We start from the raw sequence: 21,852 nt of genomic DNA, 5'->3' as shown, positions 1-21,852 counted from the left end.
AGTGAAATTATTTTGCATATCCATTTGATTAATAAACCAGCTTGACGCTGGCGCCGCCGCAATTCAAATCTATCAGTTTGACGTCGACCGTACCCAGCTGGACGCCGACGATATTGTTCAAAAGCGTCGCCAGGGCGCTGCCTAAGGTATTCAAGATGGGCTGCAGCAGATTGACCACGATACCCAGCAGCGAGACAAGCGCATTTGACACACTGGTGCCGCCGCTATTCTGGCTTCCTGCCAATTGCGTTGACAAGATGCATTGGCTGTTTCCAAGGCATAGAAGGCCGCTGACAAGTTGCCCGACGCTGGAAAGTACATTGCCGACCAATCCTCCCAAACTGTTAACAAGACCGGCAACCGGATTGGCGGCAAGTGTATTCAGCGCAGTCAAACCGCTGGTGACCGTGCTCTGCGCCACGGCCAAATTTTGGTTCGTGATCGACAATAGATTGCTCGCCAGATTGGTATTATTGACAGTAGCGCCGGTGCTCTGGTTTCCCAGCAAACTGTTGGTTAAAGCCCCGACCAGAGCATTGAACACATTGCTCAGGGTAGTGCCAATTGCTAAATTATTAGCGCCATATGTCACTGTCTGCCCTTTGACCATCGGCTGCCCAGGACTCGAATTCGGCAAACCGTCGATGGCAATTGGAGTATTAATCAAATGCATGCCAAGCACGGTGACCATATTCGGATAAGCGGTCAGATTCTTGCTGCAGGCCCCATTCGTTGAAAAAGCGGTACTGCCATCGACAGTCCCATTGAACTGGCCCGCGCATACGCTCAGTATCGGCGCATTCACTGAAATGACAGCTCTGTCATTGCCACTGGGATCTCTGTCAGCGATATTGCACATTCTCTCTATCTTGCCCAGGCCATTGACAACGTCAACGATGAGAGGCAAATCAATACTGAGCAGCGGCTGTAAATTAGCCTGGATACGGGTATAGAGCCGGACCTGGGAAGTAAAAGCGGTAGTGCCGACGCCTCCAATGCCGATCGATGGCGGCTCCACGATGCCAATCCGGGTATTCAATACGTTGGGCACAGAGACTGTTCCGGATACGGCGTGATAACCGTTGCCGACGGCGATAGCGGTGCTGACAATATCGAGTGCGCTGAGATTCAGATTCAAGGCCGATTGGCCATCCGCGGCGTTAATCATGGTAAACAGTCCGCCCTGCCCGCCGGTGCCGTCCGGGTTGGGGGGAATCGACAGCAGGCGCACAGGCAAACTGAGTTGCCCGGCGGTCAGGCCAAGTGCGCTGATCAGGTTTTGCTGGCTTCCCACAACGGATACGGCGCCAAGCAGCGCCTGCAGCGTGCATACGCCATTGCTGCAACCTGAGGTATTCGCATTCAGTAGTGTCGTAATGGTGCCGACGCTTGCATGCAGGGGGATTTGAAAGCCCAGCGCCTGCAATAAGCCATTCGGTGTCATCGAGACGTTGGCCAAACCGTTATAGGTGACTAGCGATGTCCCTGAAAGATTGAGCCCCAGCGCCGACAGAAAGACTGGCACCGCCCCGCTACTGTTCACTGTCAGCAGATTCGACCCGATCGAAAATGCCGCATAGGGATCGCTGGACGATGCAATTGCCTGGGCATTCAGTGTGCGTGATCCCAATCCAAAAAACGCCGGGACATTCTGCGTCAGAGCGACCTGGACAGCATTCAAGCTCGCCCCCGCGGCCGGCGCGGAAAAAAAGCTGGGCGCCAAGGATGCATTGGCCGCAGGATCCCATCTTCCGCAGGTCACAGTAATTGCATTTGCCATCGGATTCGGCGCTATCGTCGAAAAGCCGTTGATCTGAGCATTGCCGATCGCAGCCAGTACGGGCGCATCGGTCGCACTACAAGTCGTCGGACTGCCGGCCAGCGGCGTACTGACCAATTGCTGGGCTCCTGCCAGCGCAGCCAGGTCAGCGGCCTTTTGCAAATCCCGCTTCATGTAAAACATGTAACCGATGTCAATCGAAGACAGCAATATCACCACGAGCGACAGGAAAATTGCTGCCATCACCGCGACTGATCCACGAGCGCGGCGCCCGCCGTCCCGCCGCCAGGATGGAGCAGGAATCTGCGCTGCAGCGTCGCTCAGGAATAGGGACATGATAGGTTGGCCCGGTTTAGTGTCGCTTGTCGCAGTCCGTATTGATTAGTTTGATGTGCTCTTCGATACCGTATTTTCAAAACGCTCTGGCAATGAGTGCTTGAAACTATCCAGGTAACGCTGCCAGCTGAGGTCGGCGGTTGCGCCTAGCATGGGCAAACGAGGACCGGCGACACGACCGTCGGCTTGCGCCTGCAATAAAGTGCGCGTGACATCGCCGACGCGTATCCTGGACTCGCGCTCCACGGGCGTCTGATGGGCCTGCGGCTGCGCCGCAGCCTGGGTATTCGCTGCCGCCACTTGAACGGCTGTCGATGCAGCGGCCCCAGCAGGCGTCGCCGACGGCACGGATGGACTCGGCGTCGCAGCCACGGGCTCTTGCAGCAACTTGCCGGTAAGCGGTGTCATGCTCTGCGCAGACGCCTCGGAAATACTGCTTGCCATCAGCAGCAATGCGCCAATAAGCAAGATATGCTGCCGGAAAATTGCTCGCACTTCCATGATCTGCCTCGTCAACGATAATTAAATTGCATGGAAAAACCGTCTGGCGCCTAGCCGCCGTTGCCGAACCGGTCCAGCATCGACTGGAATGGCGTCGCGGGCAGCGATACCTGGCCTTTGTTTTTGCCGGCGGGGACGACTGCGCTATTCATCCCCGGCTTAGCCGCCTCGCCGGCTTGCAGCGCAACTACCGCTGGCTGCCGCTGGCCGATTTCCGCCGCCAGGCTATACACCTTGGCCCGGATGTCTGCCGACAAGGCGCCCTTGTCCATGACGGCGCGCGCTTTTTCCGGATCTCCCGAGACCAGCAGGAACAGCGCCAGGTTGCCTATCATCTTGCGATTGTCCGGCGCCAGTTCCGCCGCCTGCGCCAAGGGCACCCGGGCGCCGGCGATATCGCCGCTGCGCAGCAAGGCATAGCCAAGATCGCCCAGCATCACAGGGTTGGTCGGCTCGCGTTTCGCTGCTTCCCGCATTGCGGTGACGGCAGCCGGATAATCCCCGCTTTGGGCCGCCAGCAAACCCAGGCCGTGCCAGGCTGCAGCCGCTTCCGCGGATCCCAGCAGCTTGCGGTAGCTCGCATCCGCGGCTGCGGTCTGCCGGGTTTCACGCAATGCATCGGCGCGCAGGCGTTGTACATCAGGGCTGCTGCCATTTTGCTGTTCATAGGCATCGATATGGGCCAGCGACGCAAAGTACATGCCCTGCTCCTGCATTTGCCGGATCAAACCCAGGTACATGCCTTTGTTGTCAGGCGTCGGCGCTTTTTCCTCGGCTTGCTGGCGCAACTGCGCCGCTTCGTTTTGCTGCGCATAGACCTTTGCCGAATTGCTGGCGCATCCGGCCAGAACTGTCGCGGCAAGCAGCAAAGCCAACGGCAAAAGCCATGCCGTCCTGGTGCATTGCCACTGTCCGCGTGTTCCCGCATCCGGCAGCATCTCAAAACTCATCATGTTCCCGCTCCCATTCTCGACAAGGCGCGGATCACAGCCAGGAAACCCACGCCGCCAGTAATCACCAACAGGCCCGGTAACAAGGTCAGCACCATGACCCCTGTCATCTTGACCGTCAATTTCCCTACTTTCTCCCGCATGTCCAATTTTCGCTGCTCGCGAATCCGTTCGCTGAACTGCTTGAGCGGTTCCTGCACCGCGCCGCCATGATGTTCCACCTGCACCAGAAGACGCGAAACCGCATGCAAATCCTCGTTGTCGAACACCGTGGAAAAGCGCCGCATCGATTGCTCCCGGCTGCGCCCGGTGCTGTATTGACGGCCAGCTATGGCCAACTCTTCACCCAGCACTTGCAAGACGCTTCTGAATTCGTTTTCAATGACATGCAGGCTCTGATCGACCGACAATCCAACGCCCTGCAGCAGGCGCAGCAAATCAATCAGCAAAGGCAGCTCCTCCGCCGCCTGGCGCTGGCGCTTGCGGGCCACTCTCAACATTATCCATTTAGGCAGCATGTAGCCGAGGGCGATGCCGAAAAAAAGCGTCACCACCAGCCGCACCAGCCCTCCCCGATCTATCAATATGACGCCAAGCAGCGGCAAGATGGTCGCCAGCACCACCCGCGCAGCAAAAAACAGCGATTTACCTCGTACATCATTGACGTTGCACTGGTCCAGCAAATGCCGGTCTTCCTCCGCCACCAATTGCCGCCCTATTGGCGTTTCCAGCCAACTGGCGCTGATCGCAACCAGACGATCGCGCCAGCCAGACGGCGCACCGCGGACATCCACCGCCGCAGCAGGCCGCTCGCGAGAGGAGATTTTCTCGTCGATCGTGTCCTGATTACGCTGCAGCCGCCAGGCTCTTGCCAGCAGCGCCACACCAACGAGCAGCAAGGCAGCTGCCAGCAATATGACTGCCAGGATAATCAAGGTATGCTGAGTGGTATCCACGTTATTCCAGTCTGGGTCGCATCGCCGTCAATTGTTTCACTACACCGTTTTCGCCAACCGATACAAGCTATAGCCGCCAATTGCTTCAAGCACGACCGCAACGATCAGCATTTTTTTCCCCACCGGATCGTGCCACATGCCGGCGAACATATTATTGTTGAAAATGATCAGGAAAATCCCGATCGCTATCGGCAAGATACCCATGATCCATGCCGACAGGCGAATTTCGGCAGATAACGAAACCAACTCGTTCTGCGCATGTTCCAGGTCGCGCATGAAGGCGGCCATGCGCTCCAGAACCAGATCGGAACGGCCGCCAAAGCGTGCAGAAACACCGATTACCGCTCCCACCAGGTCCAGTTCCTTGAAGCGATAAATCACCGCCTGCTGACGCAATGCGTGTTCCAGGTCGACGCCGGCTTGCACCTGCCGGTTGGCTCGATCCAGGACTACCCGCAACGGTCCTTCCGTACTGAGTATGCCGGTTTGAAAAGCGGCGCCGATACTGTTGCCTATCGTGACCAGGCGCACCAGCGTGTCCAGAAATCCTGGCAGCTGCCGCAACATGGTGCTCTTCTGTTTCGAAGTCCTCAGCCAGAAATAAAAAACCACCAGCATGCAGTACAGCAGCAGCGTGCCCAACGCCGACAACCAGCCTCCCAATATCAATGCCAGCAATGTCAGAGCTATTCCAGGCCCAATCAATTGGGCATATAGCCTGCCGCTGGGATGCTGGATTCCAGCGCGCAGGAAGAAATTGCGCATGGTTTCTATCGACAGCTGCAGCTGCGGCGCGGCTTCGTCTTGCTTCTGCTCCGGCTGCTGGACCTGCTGCATGCCCAGAATCTGCCGATTCACGAACGCGGCGCTGACATCCTGCTGGCTGCGCTGCTGCGCACGCTGCCACAGCCATAGCCCGCTGCCGGTCAGCAGCAGGGCGGCAGCAAGCAGCCAGAGCACGATATGCATGGCTAGCGCCTCCCTGAAAGGCCGCCGCTGCTGTTGCCGGGGCCGCCGGTATTCGGACTGCCGCTGCTTTGCTGCCCGAGCTGGCGTTGCCGCTGCAGCTTGGGCGCATGCGGGAAGATTCCCAGCGACACCCAGCGATCGGCTTCTTCGCCATCCGGGCCGATGAAACTTTCGTGCCGATACAGTTCTTGCAAGGTGATGATGTTGTCCCCCATGCCGGTCACTTCGGTAATCGAGACGATGCGGCGGCGGCCGTTGGAGAGCCGGCCGATTTGCACGATGAAATCAAGCGCGCCGGCGATCTGCCGCCTGAGGCTGCTTTCGCTGCCTTGAAAGCCGGCAAATCCGGCCAGCATTTCAATCCGGTACAGACACTCGCGCGGCGTATTTGCGTGGATCGTGCCCATCGAACCGTCGTGGCCGGTATTCATTGCCTGCAGCATTTCCAGCACTTCGGCGCCGCGTACTTCACCGACGATGATGCGGTCGGGACGCATGCGCAGGCTGTTGCGGATCAGATCGCGGATGCTGACCGCGCCGGCGCCCTCAAAGCCGCCAAGACGCGACTCCAATCGCACCACATGCGGATGGTTGAGCGACAGTTCAGCAGTATCTTCCACCGTGACGACGCGCTCCTTTTCCGGAATGAAAAAGGCCAGCGCATTGAGCAGGGATGTCTTTCCGGAGCTGGTGCCGCCCGACACCAGGATATTGCAGCGCGCCTTGACCGCGTTATCCAGCAAAGAATAAATCTCGTCATTCATGGTGCCCAGATTGAGCAGATCGGTAGGCTTGAGCGGCTCCTTGCGGAATTTTCGGATCGACACCATCGGACCATCCACCGACAGCGGCTCGATCACCACGTTCAGGCGGCCGCCGTCCGGCAGGCGCGCATCAACCATCGGATTCGATTCGTCCAGACGGCGCCCCAGCGGCGCCAGGATCCGCCTGACGATGCGCAGCAAGTGCGCATTATCGGTAAACCGCAAGGTCTCGCGCTGCAAGACGCCGTGGCGCGATACAAACACATCGTTGTAGCCGTTGATCAGGATATCTTCAACCGTCATATCCGCCAGCAAGTCCTCCAGCGGCCCCAGTCCCGCCAACTCCTTGGTCAGGGCATCGGCGATCTGCCGCACTTCCGATTCATTCAGAGGGATGCGCTGCAGGCGCACGAAGCCGTCGACATCCAGATTGACGAATTGCTGGATCGCGCTGCGCGACCAGCGGCCGAACTCCGCCCCAAGTTCCTCGATCCGCGTCAGCAGATGATCGTAAGCCGCCGTCTTGATATCCTGGAATTCCTGGGTATTCGAGAAGGTCTGGTCGTCGTCCGCAAATTCAATCTGGTTGCTCACGTTTATATCTCCCGTCTTTCATCAGGGGCCGCTGTTTCCCTATCCTGTTGCCTTAACAGGTTTTCAAACACCGGCGCAGATCGGTCTAAATCACGCTTGAATCAATTCAAATTACCTGTCTATTTCCGCAAAAGGATTTTCGGCAGCCAGCGCCCGACTCCCAGCTTGTGCGGCACAGTCTCGGCATGGTTAAGCAGGCCGTCTATCAAGCCGTCAACCGCACGCACATAAGAATCGTGAGGGGCGACTTCATGCAACAGCTTGCCGCGATTGGCGCTGGCGGTCAGCTTCAGCGTGCGCTCAGGCAAAGTGGCGAGCAAGGGCAGCTTGAAGCGTTCTGCAATCTGACTGGCGCCCATGCCGAAGCGGTCGTCGTAGCGGTTCACCACCAGATGCCGCTTGCCGTCATCGGGATGGCGGCCATTCAATTCTTGCAAGGTGCCCGCCAGCGACACCAGCGCGCCGACGCTCTGATCGGTCACCAGCCAGACCTGATCGGCGGCGCCGGTCAGGTTGGCGATGAATTCGTGGTTGGTGAAGCCGCCCAGGTCGGCGATCAGCACATCGAAATACAGGCGCAGGCGATCCAGCAAGGCCAGCGCATCGTGATGCGATACGGTGCGCATCTCGCTCAGGCTATGCGGCAGTGAAATCACGGTAACGCCGCCGGGACTGCGCGGCAACGCGGTATGCACCAGTGTTTCGTCGAAACGACGCAGGTTGCGTACGGCTTCGGCGAAATCGAAATTGCCGCTGGCGCTCAGGTACAGCTTGCCGTCGCCGGCAGGCAAGCCAAGATCGAGCAGCGCCACCCGGCTATCGGCGGCGCCCCGCTTACCGCCACGATCGCCATTGCGTTGCTGGATCATGTCCGCCAGATGCGCCGCCAGGGTGCTGGTGCCTATGCCGGATCGAACGCCGAGCAAGGTCACCAGCTGGCCGCGCTTTACCGGCGCCGGGTTGCGAGCCGCCGCCTTTGCCAGCACGCGCTGCACCACTTCCCTGGCTTCGTCCTCGGAAGCGCTGACGTCAATGAAATCGCTGACGCCGGCGCGCAATGCTGCCACCGCACCTTCAGGAAACGCCAAGGAACCGACAGCCACCAGCGGCAAGGCCGGAAGGGTTTTATTGAACGCCCGCGCAAGTTCAATCGCGTGCGCAATGCCGCCCAGCGAATCGAGCGAAAGCACTCCTCCATGTTCATGCGCATGTTCGACGCCGGAAAAGTCCAGCAGGACCAGCAAAGGATTGAGCTCGGCTATGCGCGACAGCAACTCGGCCACATCGGCCTTTTCCTGCAACAAGGAGCCCCATTTCCCGAGGGCCCCGCTCAGCCATTCCGCCTGCGCGCTGTTGCGCGAGCAGAAGACAAAGCGGCTCAGCGACGTCAGTTCATTCAATGCTTTGTTACGAGCGTTCATCATGTAATCCAAAAATGGCTGTCGTCTATTTCGAAAACCCCGGCAACTCGTCCCGGCTTGCTCCGCCTAATAAATAACTTCCCCACGCAGTGCCGGCCGTGTTGCGGCGTTCGTTATCACCCGGCAACGGCAACGGCACACCTTTCGCGATCGGCCGCACCACGTGAGGGGTGACGATGATCACCAATTCCTTGTCGGCCTGGGAGTAGCTCATATTGCGGAAGAAACTGCCGATAATCGGCAAGTCTCCCAGCAGCGGTATTTTGTTGACGTTGGACTGCGTGGTGCGCGACACCAGGCCGCCGATAATGAAACTTTCGCCGTCGCCCAGCTCCACGGTGGTGTCTGCCCGCCTGGTAGTAATGGCAGGCACCGATACGCCGTCGGCCGTAACAGTTTTACTGTAATCGACGTCGCTGGCTTCTGGCGCTACTTTCAAGGCGATCCTGCCCTTTTCCAGTATGGTCGGAGACACCGTCAGGCCAATGCCGAAAGGCTTGTAGGCTATGGTGGTGGTGCCGAGCCCGCCGGACTGCGGAATCGGCAATTCCCCACCGGCCAGGAAACTCGCGCTCTGGCCGGACAGAGCGGTCAACGACGGCTCGGCCAGCACGCGCGCCATGCCGTTGCCTTCAATCAGGCGCAGATTGTTGGTCAGGCTATAGCTGCCGCGGCTAAACCTGGTGAGCAGGTTAAATGCCGACGAGGTCGTCGATAGCCCATTGGACGCTAGATTGCTGCTTAGGTTAAAGCTGAAATTGCCGCGGTTGACGAGAAGTCCGAAGTCAAAACCGATTTCCTTCAGTACCGATTTACTGAACTCAACAATCTTGACATCTATCTGCACCACGTTGCCACTGTCAATAGTAGAAATATCCAGGACCTTGCCTTTGCCCGCAGCGTCTGCCGCGACCGCACTGCTGCTGACATGCGCCAGCAGCGACGGCGCCTGGCCGCTGATCACGGCCGTGGCGCCGCGTACCTGGACATCGGCGCCGGGCTGGCCCGCCAGCGTCGCCTGCAAATCGCCCTGCACCTGCACCTTCCATGTCTTGGCAGGCAACCCTTTGGCCCATGCCGTCACGGTGGTGCTACCCGCCTTTTTCCCCACTAGAATGACGCTGCCGCTCCTACCGCTGGAACCGCGCACCATCATCACATCGGCCACTTCCGGATCGGCAATGGCGATGCGTTCCAGCATACCGGCTACCGGCAGGTTTTGCTGTTCATGCATGCCCAGCGAAATATCGGTAGCCGCGGTAATTGCCATGGCTGGCATGGCAGTCGTACTCAAGAACAAGGGTAGAAGTAAGTCTTGAATTTTCATGAGTTGCAGGTTATCCAGTTATTGATATTAGCCAGTCATTGAAAACCGTCGCGATGTCAGAAAGCCACCGACTCTCGCTGCGTACCGCGAATCACCTCGACCGTGCCGGCGCCACGCGCCGGCTCTCCGACTGGCGGCCTGGCGGCCATGACATTATTTGTCGGCGGCTTGCGGCTTGGAGACTTAGCATCTCCGGCCAGTCCAGTCATTTCCATGCCGGCGAAAGCCAGATTGTCAGGCTGCTTCAGCGCATCCTGTTGATCGCGCGTCAGCTCTCTTTTCCCCGTCAGTACAGCGGGAGGTTGCGGGAACAGGGCCACATCGGAAATTGTTTCATCGCTGGGATTGCGCAAGGCCAGCGTCAGCTTGCCATTTTGGGTTGCAAGCAGCAGCCGGTTTACATCAGCTACCGGGGTCGCCAATACGGCAGTACGGGGAGCTTGCTGCGCTTGCGGCTGCACGGTCGCAACTTGCCCCGCCTGCTGCGCCTGCTGACTTGGCGCCGCTCCCGCGCTGCCTCCGCCGGTAGCAGTGCCAATCACGGCGGCGCCGTATGACAGTACATGTACACGCGACAGCAACAGGCGCGACTGTGTCGTGGCTATGTCTTGGGCTTGCTTGAGGCTAAAGAAGACATCCACGTAGTCGCCTGCCTGAACCCGGTTTCCAGCCCCGACAATTTCATCGACGGGAATCGCCACTGCCCGCTCGCCATCCGCCAGTTTTATAGACAGGCCGCTAGCCAGGCCGCTCTCCGTGATGGGCGTGCCGATCCCTATGTCGATCAGCGGCACCTTGCCGACCACTGAACTGGCCTGGTCGTATGCGCCGGCCGGATTGATCGGCAAGGTCACCAGGCTGATATCGCTGGTGGTGATTGCCTTGCCGGCCTCCAGTGCGCGAGCGGCGACTATCACCTCGTACTGTTTCGATGACTTGGCGGCTACCGCCGGCGCAGCGACAATAGTCGGCGGCGGCCGGCTACCCAGCCACCATGCCACAAACGCCAGCCCGAGCGCCGCCACAACCAATATCGCTGCAACAATTTTTGTCAGGTTATTCATAGCGCGTACCCGATGCCTATCCGAACGAAGATATTGTTCAAGTGGTTTCCAAGTCAAATTCCAAACAACCAGGGTTAAGCCATTGGCTCAATGATTCGCGGTCGATAAATATGCAGATGCTCTCGAAAAACTCAGACGCATGGAGCCGCTGCTCAATTTATTTGAACCGTGGCTGAACTCGCTAATGTGGTAGGCACCGCAACACTCATTAACGATCCCAGCAATAACGGCACTAACGGCTGCGTACCATACGGATAAGAGACTTTGACAGTGATGCACTGTGCTGTGGTGCCAGCAGGAAGAGCGCAGGTAACCGGTCCGGTCGGCGTGCAAGTTGCAAGCGGGGCACCGCCGGTGCCGCTGCCCAGCCAGCTAACCAGTTGGGTCGCGGTAGAGCACGCGATTGTGCCGCGATCCGCCGTTGTATAACGCAACGCAGCCCGCGCACCTTCTTCTGCCGCCAGCGCCAGAGATTGTTGAGCAAGGAAGATCAAGACATATGTAATGATCCCGTACATCAGCATGAAAAATACCGGGAACACCAGTGCAAATTCTATGGCTGCCACGCCCCGCTGCGCGTGGGTCCAGGCTCCTTTTCCGATATCCGGACGGGCCTTGTATTTATATTTCTTATACATCCCTGCTCCCGATCTTTACAGTCAAGCAAAACCGATCAGCACATCACCGCCACTTGTCACGCCGGCATGCGTGAAGCATTCAAGTAAAACCCGGCACCGCTCCAGAGTTGCGAATACAGATCAGTGCCGCTGCCAAAGCCAGATACGCCGCATAAGGAATGCCGACACGATTGCCGCGCTTTCCCAGTATCCGTTGATACCACGCCCGGCGCGCCATGCGCATTGCAACCAGCTGTAAGCCAGGCGCTAGTCCCATACGCGAGGCATACAATAACAACGCGTGCAGAAATGCCATCCCCGACGCAATCAAGAAGACTGGCAGCAATGCCTGAGGTCCGCTCAACAAGCCGAGTACTGCAAAAAACTTAACGTCTCCGGCTGCCATCGCGCGCAGTACATACAAGGGCAGAAAAAAAACCAAGCCAGCTGCAAAGCCCGATAGAGCAGATAACCATCCTGTCCCGTTTAGTCCGCTATCCAGCACCAGCAGGCAGCACAACTGCAAAGCGATAGCAATTAATAAAAATACGTTTGGAACTCGCCGGAATAAATAGTCGTACGAAAATATCGCGCCGCAAAACAGCAGGAACAGGATCAACAGGAAAAAATTCGTGCTCAGCATTTTCCATTCCGTTCAACTATCCTTTGAGAACAACTGAACGGTCCGTCGCACTGAATCTGCATGCAGTCGTCTTAGGTGCCAATCTTGGTGCCGAGGTTTGTTAGTTTGGTGCCGAGGTCAGTGAATATGCTACCCAACCCGTTAGTCATTGCGCCGACCGCAACAACTAGTGCTACAGCCACCAGCCCGGCAATCAGGCCATATTCAATAGCCGTAACGCCATCTTCATCGCGAAGAAATTTCATTAATTTGACGTTCATTGTGATCTCCCAAAGAAACACTCATCGCATCAAAGAAGTAGCCTGCTGTATCGCAATCTGCAGGGAAATAGACTCACGTTCTACCCCCAAATCGCGAGACCTGATTTCGGACTACGCGGTATCAGCATAGCCCTGATTAAAAATTACCTCAAGATAAATTTTTCCCTTAAGAAACATATTAATAGAGTTATTCCTCTAGTGAAATTTTCATAGGTAAACTGCGATTTTGTTTTGAAATATTGTTTTACATTATGAAAAAAATGCTTGCATCTAAGCAAGTAAAAATTTCCCATAAGTAACTCGAAAATGACTATCGGCGCGTACTTTCCATAGCTTTAATTGGGATAAAAACGCAGAGCGATCCCCGGTCCTTCAATCGATTGAAAGGGATGCAACAAACGCTTCGAAGCCGCAGATTTGCTAGTGTTTGCGTAACAGTTGCTGGACATTCATTTGCACGGAAAGGGAGTCATCCAATGACTCATGGCAACTAAAAATCTGCATGACGGGTCCCGGTCAGGAAGCGGTCATGCCCTCATGCATCGGCATTCAATCCATCTGATACGAATAAGCCGCATTGATACGCGGCGACCGTGAACTGGAGTTGACAGGAATATCGGCCACCGGCTTGGCTATCGACAGGTCCAGAGTGTAGTAATGACCATCTGAAAAACGTACCCCCAGCGCAACAGAGCCTAAAGTGTCATGACTCAAAGGACCTGCATTGGAATACACTCGCGAATGGTCCACCAGAAAATACGGTTGCACTGTTTTCAGGTAGGTGTAACCCATGGGAAACAGACGATTGATTTCCGCCGATACCCCCCAGCCTTTATCGCCGGCCAACTCACCCGCCGGATAAGCCAGGCCGAATAATTTCCCGCCAAAACCAATCTGCTCCGATGTCGGCAGGATGTTGCTGCTGTACTGGGTGCTGGCAGCTACCGCGACGCCGAAGCCGCCGGGCAGCTGGTTTGACTGTGCCGCTTGCAGGGTGACTTTGGTAAAGCCCAGATCGACATTGCTCTTCTCGCTTCTGGTACCGAGCGAGCTTAAGGCCTTATAGACACCGACATTCAACTGACGCGTCTGCTGTAACTTGTCCGGTCCTGTCTTGACATCGGTCCACGACGCTTCCGCGCTCAATACCCGCACCTGCGAACTCAGTTCCAAGGTCATCGGCGTCGCCGGCACCGAACGGGTAAACACCTGGCTGTTTTCGGCCGAGTAAGCGCCGCCGGCAACGGTCAAGCTATGCGTGTTATCCAGGATCACCGGATAGCTGAGAGACGCACCAACGCGCGTGGTCTTGGTTTGATATTGATTCAGGTAATCGACCGATGACAAGGCGGCATTTTGTGGCTGCGCACGATAGTCAGACCAGTTCGCTTTGGCCAGCAAGCCGTCAGTGCCGACCGGCTGGACATAATTCAAGGCATAGTATTTCTCATGCTGTTCGCCGCTCGGCTGCAGCGTGCTCACCGTCACCTGCTCGCCCAGCGGCGTCAGGCCGTTGCTGCTGGCGGTCAGCAGGCCGCGTATCCCGGGCTGCCGGTAATCGGCGCCGACGCCCACGGTTACCGGATTCCGCTTCACCGTCAGCACCATGTCGGCGGCGCCGTCGGTGGTGGTCGGCGGCGCCACGTTGGCGACAATCTTGACCCCTGGCTGCAAACTGAGAATGCCGGCAACGCGTTCGAAAGTGGCGCGCCGCAAGGGCCGGTCCTGCTGCAGCTGTTCGGCGATCAGTTTCAGGCGCTCTTCGCCGCCGCCCGGATTGCCTTCGACCTTGACGTTGCTGACATAGCCTTCCACCACCGTGACCACGACCACATTATTTTCGAAAGTCTGGGCCGGGATGAAGGCGAAGGAAAGCGGGTAGCCGCGATCCTGGTACATCTGCGTGACCTTGTTGGCAGCCGCCAGCAATTCCGCCACGGTGGTGTCGCGATTGGCCATTGGCGCGAACAGCGCGGCGATTTCTTCGAACGGCAAGGTCTTGATCCCGGCGATCTGGAAACGCGATGGCGTCAGATGACTTGCCAGCAGTTTCTGCATGGCCGGATCAACCGGCTGGGTCTGCACATTGATGGTCACTGTCGGGCTGGGTGGGGCTTCGGCCTTGGGCAAGGTGTCGGTCGGATTACCTTGCAGCGGACTGCGCGAGTCGGCATGTACAGGCAAAACAGTCATCGTCATCAGCCAATAGGCGCTGCCGGTCAGGATCAGTCCGGCGCGGCGGGAGCACTTCGATTTAAATAGTTGCATGCGGCTACGGCTCTCGTTCGTTATCGAAGGCAAACCTGTCTATTCATCGCAGTCGGTAAGGCACGACCTGAAGTCACTGTTAAAGTACGGCAATAATTCACTGGGTGCAACTATTTTATTCAGCAGCGCACCGCCGCCTCGTTCCAACAGGACTTGACGGCCTGGCCTCTCCAGCAAACAAAAAGCCTTGGTAAAAACCAAGGCTTTTTGCGTATCGCTACCGGCATTTATTTTTTGCCTGTGACGCCCAGCAAGCCACCCACTACGCCGCCGGCCTGGGCGCTGCCGCCAGTGCCGCCGGTGCCTGCTGCCACCCCGCCGGTCAAGCCGGCAACCAGATTAAGCACCGGGGCCAATGGGCTTGCTGCGCTGCCGCCCGCACTGCCACCGGCGCCCGCGGAAACCGTACCGCCCAAACCGCTCAATAAACCGGTCACAGGAGCCAGAGGACCGCTGCCTCCACCGCTACCGGCTGCACCGCTCACGCCGCCCAGCAAACTTGTAACCGGAGCCAGAGGACCACTCCCACCGGAGCTGCCGACTGCGCCGGTCAAACCGCCCAGCAAGCCGGTGACCGGCGCCAACGGACCACTGCCGCCGGAGCTGCCGACTGCGCCGGTCAAGCCACCCAGCAAGCCTGTAACCGGAGCCAGCGGACCGCTGCCGCCGGAGCTGCCGACTGCGCCGGTCAAGCCACCCAGCAGGCCTGTAACTGGAGCCAGCGGACTGCCGGCGCCGGCTGCGCCGCTAAGGCTGCCGGTCAGGTTGTTCACGACGCCGACAACCGGCGCCAGCGGACCGACGAGAGCGCTCATCGCTGCGTTGTCAGCAGGTTGCAGGATGCCGCCGGTTTTGTTTCCCAGCAGCGGCTGGCCGGTGCCGGTAATGCCGTTGGTCGACAGGCCGCCCACCAGATTGCCGGTATTGGTCAGCACAGGACCGAGGTTGCTGACGACCGGGACGCCGGAACCGGTCAGGCCGCCGCCGACGCTGGCGACGGTATTGCCGACCACGCCCAGCAACAAATTAGCCGGCTGGTTGAGCGCCGTCGCGTTGCCGGTTGTTTGCAGCAAGGTGGCGGCAGTGCTGGTCAGCGGCACAATCGCCGTGCTGGCCGTCTGCGTCAACTGCTGCACCGGGCCGGTAGTCAATGCAGTGGTGACGATAGGCGCGACGGTGCCGGAAACGGTGTTGCCGACAGTGCTGATCAGCCCTCCCACCGGCGTAGTGACCGGCGCCAGGACGCTAAGCGGTCCGCTGCTGCCGAGACTGGAGACGGCCTGGCCGGCACTGTTCACGGTAGCGCCGACCTGGGCGACGACGCCGCCAGTGCTGCCGACAGTGATGCCAACCGGATCTTGTGCCGTGCCGATCTGACCCAGGCCGTTGGCCAAGCCGCCGCCGAGTACGGTAACGATGCCGCTGGCATTATCGACCACGCCGCTCAATGCCGCCTTGGTGGAGGGGCTTACCAGCGGCAGCTGGCTGATTACGGTATTGCCCGCGCCATCAACCGCTGTGCCTACGGATGACACGGTGGTGCCGAGATTCGACACCAGGTTGGCGGCGCTGGCAGTCGGTGTGACTGGCGTGACTGGCGTGACCGGCGTCACTGGTGTGGTTGGCGCGGTTGGTGTAGTTGGGGCGGTCGGCGTGGTGCCGCTGATGCCGGTGCTTGCAGTGGTACCTTTACCGCCGCCCAGCTGCAGACCGCCGCTGCCGCCGCATCCCGTGAGCAGTACCGTCAGTAACAAGGATGCCGTGAGCAATCCGGTTTGTTTCGATGCTTTCATGATCTATCTCCCTTTTTGATGACTCAGATAACAGCTATGCCTACCGTCTTTCCGCAAAGAACGTGCCAGCCGGAAAGTTGCTCAATCAGGCTGGTGCCGCAGGTCATCAAAAATCTTTGAAAAATAGAAAAAATCCTTAAAAATCAATGACTCACACAAATATAAAAACTTTCCAAAATATTCATTCCGGGGAACTCTTCCCCTTCCGCGATACGTAACATGTAACGTAACGCCCGGGAACATCGATCCCGCCGCCAACGGAAAAAATGGCAAAAACGCCACTTGCCCGGCGCCTGCGGGAACGCAGCCACCTCAGCCTATAATGAGCGCTGTCGATATTCACCTGAAGACCGCCCATCCATGCCTCAATCCCTGGAAAATTTACTGGTAGTGGGAATTTCATCCCGCGCACTGTTCGACCTGGAAATCGAGGAAGCCATCTTCCGCCAGGAAGGATTGGAAGCCTATCGCCGTCACCAGCTGCTCAATGAAAACCAGGTTCTCAAGCCGGGAGCCGGTTTTGCCCTGGTAAAAGCTTTGTTGAAACTGAACCAGCTGACCGGCCAGCGTTTCGTCGAAGTGGTCGTGATGTCGCGCAATTCCAGCGAAACCTCGATGCGCATCTTCAATTCGATCAAACACTACCAGCTCGACATCACGCGTGCGGTGCTGTCCGGCGGCGCTTCGCTGGCGCCCTATCTGCAGGCCTTCAATGTCAGCCTGTTCCTGTCGCTCCATGAGGACGACGTGCAGGCTGCAGTCAACTCAGGCACGGCAGCCGCGCTGCTGTACCAGATGCCTGACAATGCCATGGAGGAGCTGGACCAGATCCGGATCGCCTTCGATGGCGACGCCGTGATTTTTTCAGATGAATCGGAAAAGATTTACCAGAGCGAAGGAATCGAGGCATTTGAAAGGCATGAGCGGGAAAACGCCCTGCTGCCCTTGCCGCAAGGGCCGTTTGCGCGGCTGCTGCTGGCGCTGTCCTATATCCAGAACAATTTCAAGAATCCGGATGGCCACGCGGCGCCGATCCGCACAGCGCTGGTCACCGCGCGTTCCTCGCCGGCCCACGAACGGGTGATCCGCACCCTGCGCGCCTGGGACGTGGCGATCGATGAAACCTTCTTCATGGGCGGCATCGTCAAATCGGATGTGCTGGCGGCGTTCAGGCCGCATATGTTTTTCGACGACCATCCGGATCATTGCGGCCGCGCCGCCATCAAGGTACAGACCGCACGCGTGCCATGGAAGCAGCCAAACGAGTTTGAATAAGCACGCCTGGACGGCAGGCCCGCGGCTCAGGCGGTCGGCAAGGTATAAGCCTTGAACTGCTCGCGCAGCTTGTTTTTCAACAGCTTGCCGGTGGCGCCGATCGGCAAGGCCTCGACAAAGGCGACGTCATCCGGGGTCCACCATTTGGCGATCTTGCCTTCGAAAAATGCCAGCAGCTCGGCGCCGCTGACTTCCATGCCGGGCTTGCGCACCACCACCAGCAAGGGCCGTTCATCCCACTTCGGATGAAAGATCCCGATGCAAGCCGCCATCTGTACCGCCGGATGCGCCATCGCGATGTTTTCCAAGGCGATGCTGCTGATCCATTCGCCGCCGGACTTGATCACGTCCTTGCTGCGGTCGGTGATCTGCATGTAGCCGTCGCCGTCGATGGTGGCGACGTCGCCGGTGGGAAACCAGCCGTCCTGCAGCACCTCGCCGCCCTCGTTCTTGAAATAGCCGGCGACGATCCACGGGCCTTTGACCAGCAGATTGCCGTAAGTGACGCCATTCCAGGGCAGTTCCTTGCCCAGGTCGTCGACAATTTTCATGTCGACGCCGTAGATGGCGTGGCCCTGCTTTTGCAGCAACAGTTCCTGCTGCTCCAGCGGCAAGGAAAGATGTTTTGTCTGCAGGCAGCCGGTGGTGCCCAGCGGCGACATCTCGGTCATGCCCCAGGCATGCACCACCTCCACGCCGTAGCGATGGCGCAAGCTTTTCATCATCGCCGGCGGACAGGCGGAACCGCCGATGATGGTGCGCCTGAAGCTGGAGAAGCGCAGCTGGTTTTGCTCCATATGGTTGAGCAGGCCGAGCCAGACTGTCGGCACGCCGGCGGAAATGGTGACCTGCTCCTGCTCGAACAATTCATACAGGGATTTGCCGTCCAGCCCCGGTCCGGGAAACACCATCTTGGCGCCGGTCAGCGGCACCGCGTACGGCAAGCCCCAGGCGTTCACATGAAACATCGGCACGATCGGCAGCACGGCGTCGCGGCCGGAAATGTTCATGGTGTCCGGCATAACCGATGCCAGGGAATGCAGCACCGTCGAACGATGCGAATACAAGGCGCCTTTGGGATTGCCGGTGGTGCCGGAGGTGTAGCACAGACTGGAAGCGGAATTTTCATCGAACTGCGGCCACTGATAATCGTCCGAGCTGGCAGCCAGCAGCTCTTCGTAGCACAGCAAATTGGGCAGCTTGCTGTCCTGCGGCATGTGCTCGCGGGCGCACAGCGCGACATAACCTTTGATGGTTTTGCTGAGCGGCGCCACCGCTTCCACCAGCGGCAGGAAGCAGGTATCGAAGAACAGGTACTGGTCTTCCGCATGGTTAGCGATATAGCCGATCAGATCCGGATGCAGGCGCGGATTGATGGTATGCAGCACCGCACCGGCGCCGGAGACGGCGTAATAGGTTTCCATGTGGCGGTAGCCGTTCCAGGCCAGCGTGGCGACCCGCTCGCCCATCCTGACGCCGAGGCCGGCGAGGGCATTGGCGAGCCGGCGCGCGCGGCCGTGGCAATCACTATAGGTATAGCGATGCAGGTCTCCTTCCACCCGCCGCGAAACGATTTCATTGGCGCCGAAATGGCGGTCGGCGTGCTGGATAATGCTGGAGATGAGCAAGGGCTGGCTCATCATCTGCCCCATCAGCGGGCTTTGCTGAAAATCGGTCATCGCGTCTCCTGATAATGATCGTGCAGCCGTTTTCGCTACGTTACACGTTTTTACCCGCTCTGTGATGAACAAGAAAAAAGCACGCCATGGCTGCCGCGATAAAAAAAAGCCCCGTTTTTCCGCCGATGATCCGGCGGTAAAACGGGGCCTTTCGTTTCTTGCTGCTGATTCGGATCTTAACGCACCGAGATCGCATCCACCACGCACAAGGCGGTCATGTTGACGATGCGGCGTACGGTCGCCGACGGCGTCAGGATGTGCACCGGCTTGGCGCAGCCCAGCAGGATCGGGCCGACCGCGACACCGTTGCCGCAGGTGTTCTTGAGCAGGTTGTAAGCGATATTGGCGGCATCGATATTCGGCATCACCAGCAGGTTGGCGTCACCCGTCAAGGTCGAGTCCGGCATCAATTGACGCCGCAGCTCGATGTTAAGCGCGGTGTCGCCATGCATTTCGCCGTCGACTTCCAGCTCTGGCGCCAGTTCCTTGATGATCGCCAGCGCATTGCGCATCTTCTGCGCCGAAGCACTGTTGCTGGAACCGAAGTTGGAATGAGACAGCAGGGCCGCGCGCGGCTTGATGCCGAAACGCAGCATCTCTTCCGCGGCCAGGATCGTGATCTCGGCCAGCTGTTCGGCCGTCGGTTCTTCATTGACGTGGGTATCGACCAGCACCAATTGGCGGTCCGCCAGGATCAGGGCATTCATCGCCGCGTAAACATTGACGCCTTCGCGCCGGCCGAGGACTTTGTCGATGTAGTTCAGATGCAGGCTGGTGGTGCCATAGGTACCGCAGATCATGCCGTCGGCGTGGCCCTTGTGGATCGCCATCGAACCGATCAGCGTGTGGCGGCGGCGCATTTCCAGCTTGGCGTACTGCTCGGTCACGCCCTGGCGCTTGGTCATGGCCAGGAAGGTCTGCCAGTAATCGCGGTAGCGTTCGTCGAAATCCGGGTTGATCACTTCAAAATCGACATCCGCTTTCAGGCGCAGGCCGAAACGTTCGATGCGCTGCTGCAGCACCGCCGGACGTCCGACCAGGATCGGACGCGCCAGGTTTTCGTCGACCACCACCTGCACCGCGCGCAGGACGCGTTCTTCTTCGCCTTCGGCGTAGACGATGCGTTTCTTCTCGGCCGGGGTCTTCTTGGCGATCTGGAACAATGGCCGCATGAAGGTGCCGCTGCGATAGACGAATTGCTGCAGCTTGTCGATGTAGGCTTCCATGTCCTGGATCGGCCGGCTGGCGACACCCGAGGCCACTGCAGCCTTGGCCACTGCCGGCGCGATCTTGATCATCAGGCGCGGATCGAACGGCTTCGGAATGATGTATTCGGGGCCGAACGACAGGTTGGTGATGCCGTAAGTGGTGGCGACGATGTCCGACTGCTCGGCTTGCGCCAGTTCAGCGATCGCGTGCACCACAGCGATTTCCATCTCGCGCGTGATGGTGGTGGCGCCGCAATCGAGGGCGCCGCGGAAAATGTAAGGGAAGCACAGCACGTTGTTGACCTGGTTCGGATAATCCGAACGGCCGGTCGCCATGACGGCGTCGTCGCGCACTGCCTTGACTTCTTCCGGCAGGATTTCCGGGGTCGGATTGGCCAGCGCCAGCACCAGCGGCCGCGGCCCCATCGCCTTCACCATGTCTTGCTTGAGCACGCCGCCGGCTGACAGGCCGAGGAAAATGTCGGCGCCTGGAATCAGCTCGGCCAGGGTGCGGGCATCGGTCTCGCGCGCAAAGCGTTCCTTGTCCGGATCCATCAGTTCAACCCGGCCCTTGTAGACCACGCCGGCCAGGTCGGTGACGAAAATGTTTTCAATCGGGAAGCCGAGATCGACGATCAGGTCCAGGCAGGCCAGCGCTGCAGCGCCGGCGCCGGAGACAACCAGCTTGCAGTTCTTGATATCCTTGCCGACCACTTTCAGGCCGTTCAGGATCGCCGCGCCGACGATGATGGCGGTGCCGTGCTGGTCATCGTGGAAGACCGGGATCTTCATGCGGTCGCGCAGCTTGCGCTCGATCTCGAAGCATTCAGGGGCCTTGATGTCTTCCAGGTTGATGCCGCCGAAAGTCGGTTCCAGCGAGGCGATGATGTCGCACAGCTTTTCCGGATCGTGTTCGTTGATCTCGATATCGAAGACGTCGATGCCGGCGAATTTCTTGAACAGCACGCCCTTGCCTTCCATCACCGGCTTGGATGCCAGCGGCCCGATATTGCCCAGGCCCAGCACGGCAGTGCCGTTGGTGATGACCGCCACCAGGTTGCCGCGCGCTGTGTAGCGGAAGGCATTGGCCGGATCGGCCACGATTTCTTCACAGGCCGCGGCCACGCCCGGCGAGTAGGCCAGCGCCAGATCGCGCTGGTTGGTAAGCAATTTGGTAGGAGTTACGCTGATTTTCCCGGGGGTCGGAAACTCGTGATATTCAAGCGCCGCTTGGCGTAATTGTTGGCGGAGCTCTTCTTTTTTATCGATCATCGAATCCATATGCCTCTGTCCCCAAGTGTAACAAGTGAAAGTCCTTGATTTTATCAGACTGCCCGCAACCAGCTATGCGAATTTCGCATGGTGAATAGCAATTTCACATAGATGCATGCCCATAAAAATCGCTCGATATCAAAACGACACAATCTATCATAGCTATTAAGATATT

17 protein-coding genes are annotated in these 21,852 nt (G+C 58.5%); 1 reads left to right on the top strand and 16 read right to left on the bottom strand.

All coding sequences use genetic code 11. The features are described 5' to 3' along the window. Positions 1-28: 28 nt before the first annotated feature. The 14 genes from KHU30_RS17610 to KHU30_RS17545 all read right to left on the bottom strand — a co-directional run bounded on the left by KHU30_RS17610 (position 29) and on the right by KHU30_RS17545 (position 16,243). Positions 29-2,116 carry a TadG family pilus assembly protein gene (locus KHU30_RS17610; RefSeq protein WP_211443937.1) on the bottom strand — a complete coding sequence of 696 codons (2,088 nt, stop codon included), beginning with the start codon at positions 2,114-2,116 and terminating at the stop codon, positions 29-31. Positions 2,117-2,161: 45 nt separating this feature from the next. Continuing rightward, on the bottom strand, positions 2,162-2,617 hold the full coding sequence (locus KHU30_RS17605) for a DUF3613 domain-containing protein (RefSeq protein ID WP_230427447.1): 456 nt from the start codon (positions 2,615-2,617) through the stop codon (positions 2,162-2,164). 50 nt (positions 2,618-2,667) lie between these two features. Further along, positions 2,668-3,570: a tetratricopeptide repeat protein gene (locus tag KHU30_RS17600; protein ID WP_211443936.1), complete on the bottom strand. Its 903-nt coding sequence runs from the start codon at positions 3,568-3,570 to the stop codon at positions 2,668-2,670. Continuing rightward, on the bottom strand, positions 3,567-4,523 hold the full coding sequence (locus tag KHU30_RS17595; protein WP_211443935.1) for a type II secretion system F family protein: 957 nt from the start codon (positions 4,521-4,523) through the stop codon (positions 3,567-3,569). The genes KHU30_RS17600 and KHU30_RS17595 overlap by 4 nt, the downstream gene beginning before the upstream one ends. A 39-nt stretch (positions 4,524-4,562) precedes the next feature. Next, positions 4,563-5,492 carry a type II secretion system F family protein gene (locus tag KHU30_RS17590; protein ID WP_211443934.1) on the bottom strand — a complete coding sequence of 310 codons (930 nt, stop codon included), beginning with the start codon at positions 5,490-5,492 and terminating at the stop codon, positions 4,563-4,565. A 2-nt stretch (positions 5,493-5,494) separates the two neighbouring features. Then, the gene (locus KHU30_RS17585) at positions 5,495-6,850 is read right to left on the bottom strand and encodes a CpaF family protein (RefSeq protein ID WP_211443933.1); all 1,356 of its coding nucleotides are present in this window, start codon (positions 6,848-6,850) and stop codon (positions 5,495-5,497) included. A gap of 119 nt (positions 6,851-6,969) precedes the next feature. Continuing rightward, complete coding sequence (locus KHU30_RS17580) at positions 6,970-8,274, bottom strand: AAA family ATPase (RefSeq protein ID WP_211443932.1); 1,305 nt, start codon at positions 8,272-8,274, stop codon at positions 6,970-6,972. Positions 8,275-8,296: 22 nt separating this feature from the next. Further along, positions 8,297-9,598, bottom strand: coding sequence for a type II and III secretion system protein family protein (locus tag KHU30_RS17575; protein ID WP_211443931.1), 1,302 nt, complete (start codon positions 9,596-9,598; stop codon positions 8,297-8,299). A 56-nt stretch (positions 9,599-9,654) separates the two neighbouring features. After that, positions 9,655-10,662: a Flp pilus assembly protein CpaB gene (gene cpaB / locus KHU30_RS17570; protein WP_211443930.1), complete on the bottom strand. Its 1,008-nt coding sequence runs from the start codon at positions 10,660-10,662 to the stop codon at positions 9,655-9,657. Positions 10,663-10,814: 152 nt separating this feature from the next. After that, positions 10,815-11,300, bottom strand: a complete 486-nt coding sequence (locus KHU30_RS17565; RefSeq protein WP_211443929.1) for a TadE/TadG family type IV pilus assembly protein — start codon at positions 11,298-11,300, stop codon at positions 10,815-10,817. A gap of 79 nt (positions 11,301-11,379) precedes the next feature. After that, positions 11,380-11,922 carry an A24 family peptidase gene (locus KHU30_RS17560; RefSeq protein ID WP_211443928.1) on the bottom strand — a complete coding sequence of 181 codons (543 nt, stop codon included), beginning with the start codon at positions 11,920-11,922 and terminating at the stop codon, positions 11,380-11,382. Between the two features lie 71 nt (positions 11,923-11,993). Continuing rightward, a complete protein-coding gene (locus KHU30_RS17555; protein ID WP_211443927.1) occupies positions 11,994-12,182 on the bottom strand; it encodes a Flp family type IVb pilin in 189 nt (62 codons plus the stop codon). 549 nt (positions 12,183-12,731) lie between these two features. After that, positions 12,732-14,450: a ShlB/FhaC/HecB family hemolysin secretion/activation protein gene (locus KHU30_RS17550; RefSeq protein WP_230427446.1), complete on the bottom strand. Its 1,719-nt coding sequence runs from the start codon at positions 14,448-14,450 to the stop codon at positions 12,732-12,734. A gap of 227 nt (positions 14,451-14,677) precedes the next feature. Then, positions 14,678-16,243, bottom strand: coding sequence for a collagen-like triple helix repeat-containing protein (locus KHU30_RS17545; protein WP_211443925.1), 1,566 nt, complete (start codon positions 16,241-16,243; stop codon positions 14,678-14,680). A gap of 360 nt (positions 16,244-16,603) precedes the next feature. On the opposite strand from KHU30_RS17545, the gene KHU30_RS17540 reads away from it, so the two are divergent. Next, complete coding sequence (locus KHU30_RS17540; RefSeq protein ID WP_211443924.1) at positions 16,604-17,518, top strand: 5'-nucleotidase; 915 nt, start codon at positions 16,604-16,606, stop codon at positions 17,516-17,518. A 26-nt stretch (positions 17,519-17,544) separates the two neighbouring features. On the opposite strand, the gene KHU30_RS17535 is transcribed toward KHU30_RS17540, so the two are convergent. Both KHU30_RS17535 and KHU30_RS17530 read right to left on the bottom strand, forming a co-directional pair. After that, positions 17,545-19,197: a 3-(methylthio)propionyl-CoA ligase gene (locus KHU30_RS17535; RefSeq protein ID WP_329956693.1), complete on the bottom strand. Its 1,653-nt coding sequence runs from the start codon at positions 19,195-19,197 to the stop codon at positions 17,545-17,547. A 176-nt stretch (positions 19,198-19,373) separates the two neighbouring features. Beyond that, the gene (locus tag KHU30_RS17530) at positions 19,374-21,686 is read right to left on the bottom strand and encodes an NADP-dependent malic enzyme (protein WP_211443923.1); all 2,313 of its coding nucleotides are present in this window, start codon (positions 21,684-21,686) and stop codon (positions 19,374-19,376) included. Positions 21,687-21,852 lie beyond the last annotated feature (166 nt).

This window comes from Collimonas humicola, from assembly GCF_018304945.1.
Taxonomy (GTDB): Bacteria; Pseudomonadota; Gammaproteobacteria; order Burkholderiales; family Burkholderiaceae_D; genus Collimonas; species Collimonas humicola.
Note: the sequence above shows the minus strand (reverse complement) of the source record. Positions and strands in the feature narration are given on the sequence as shown.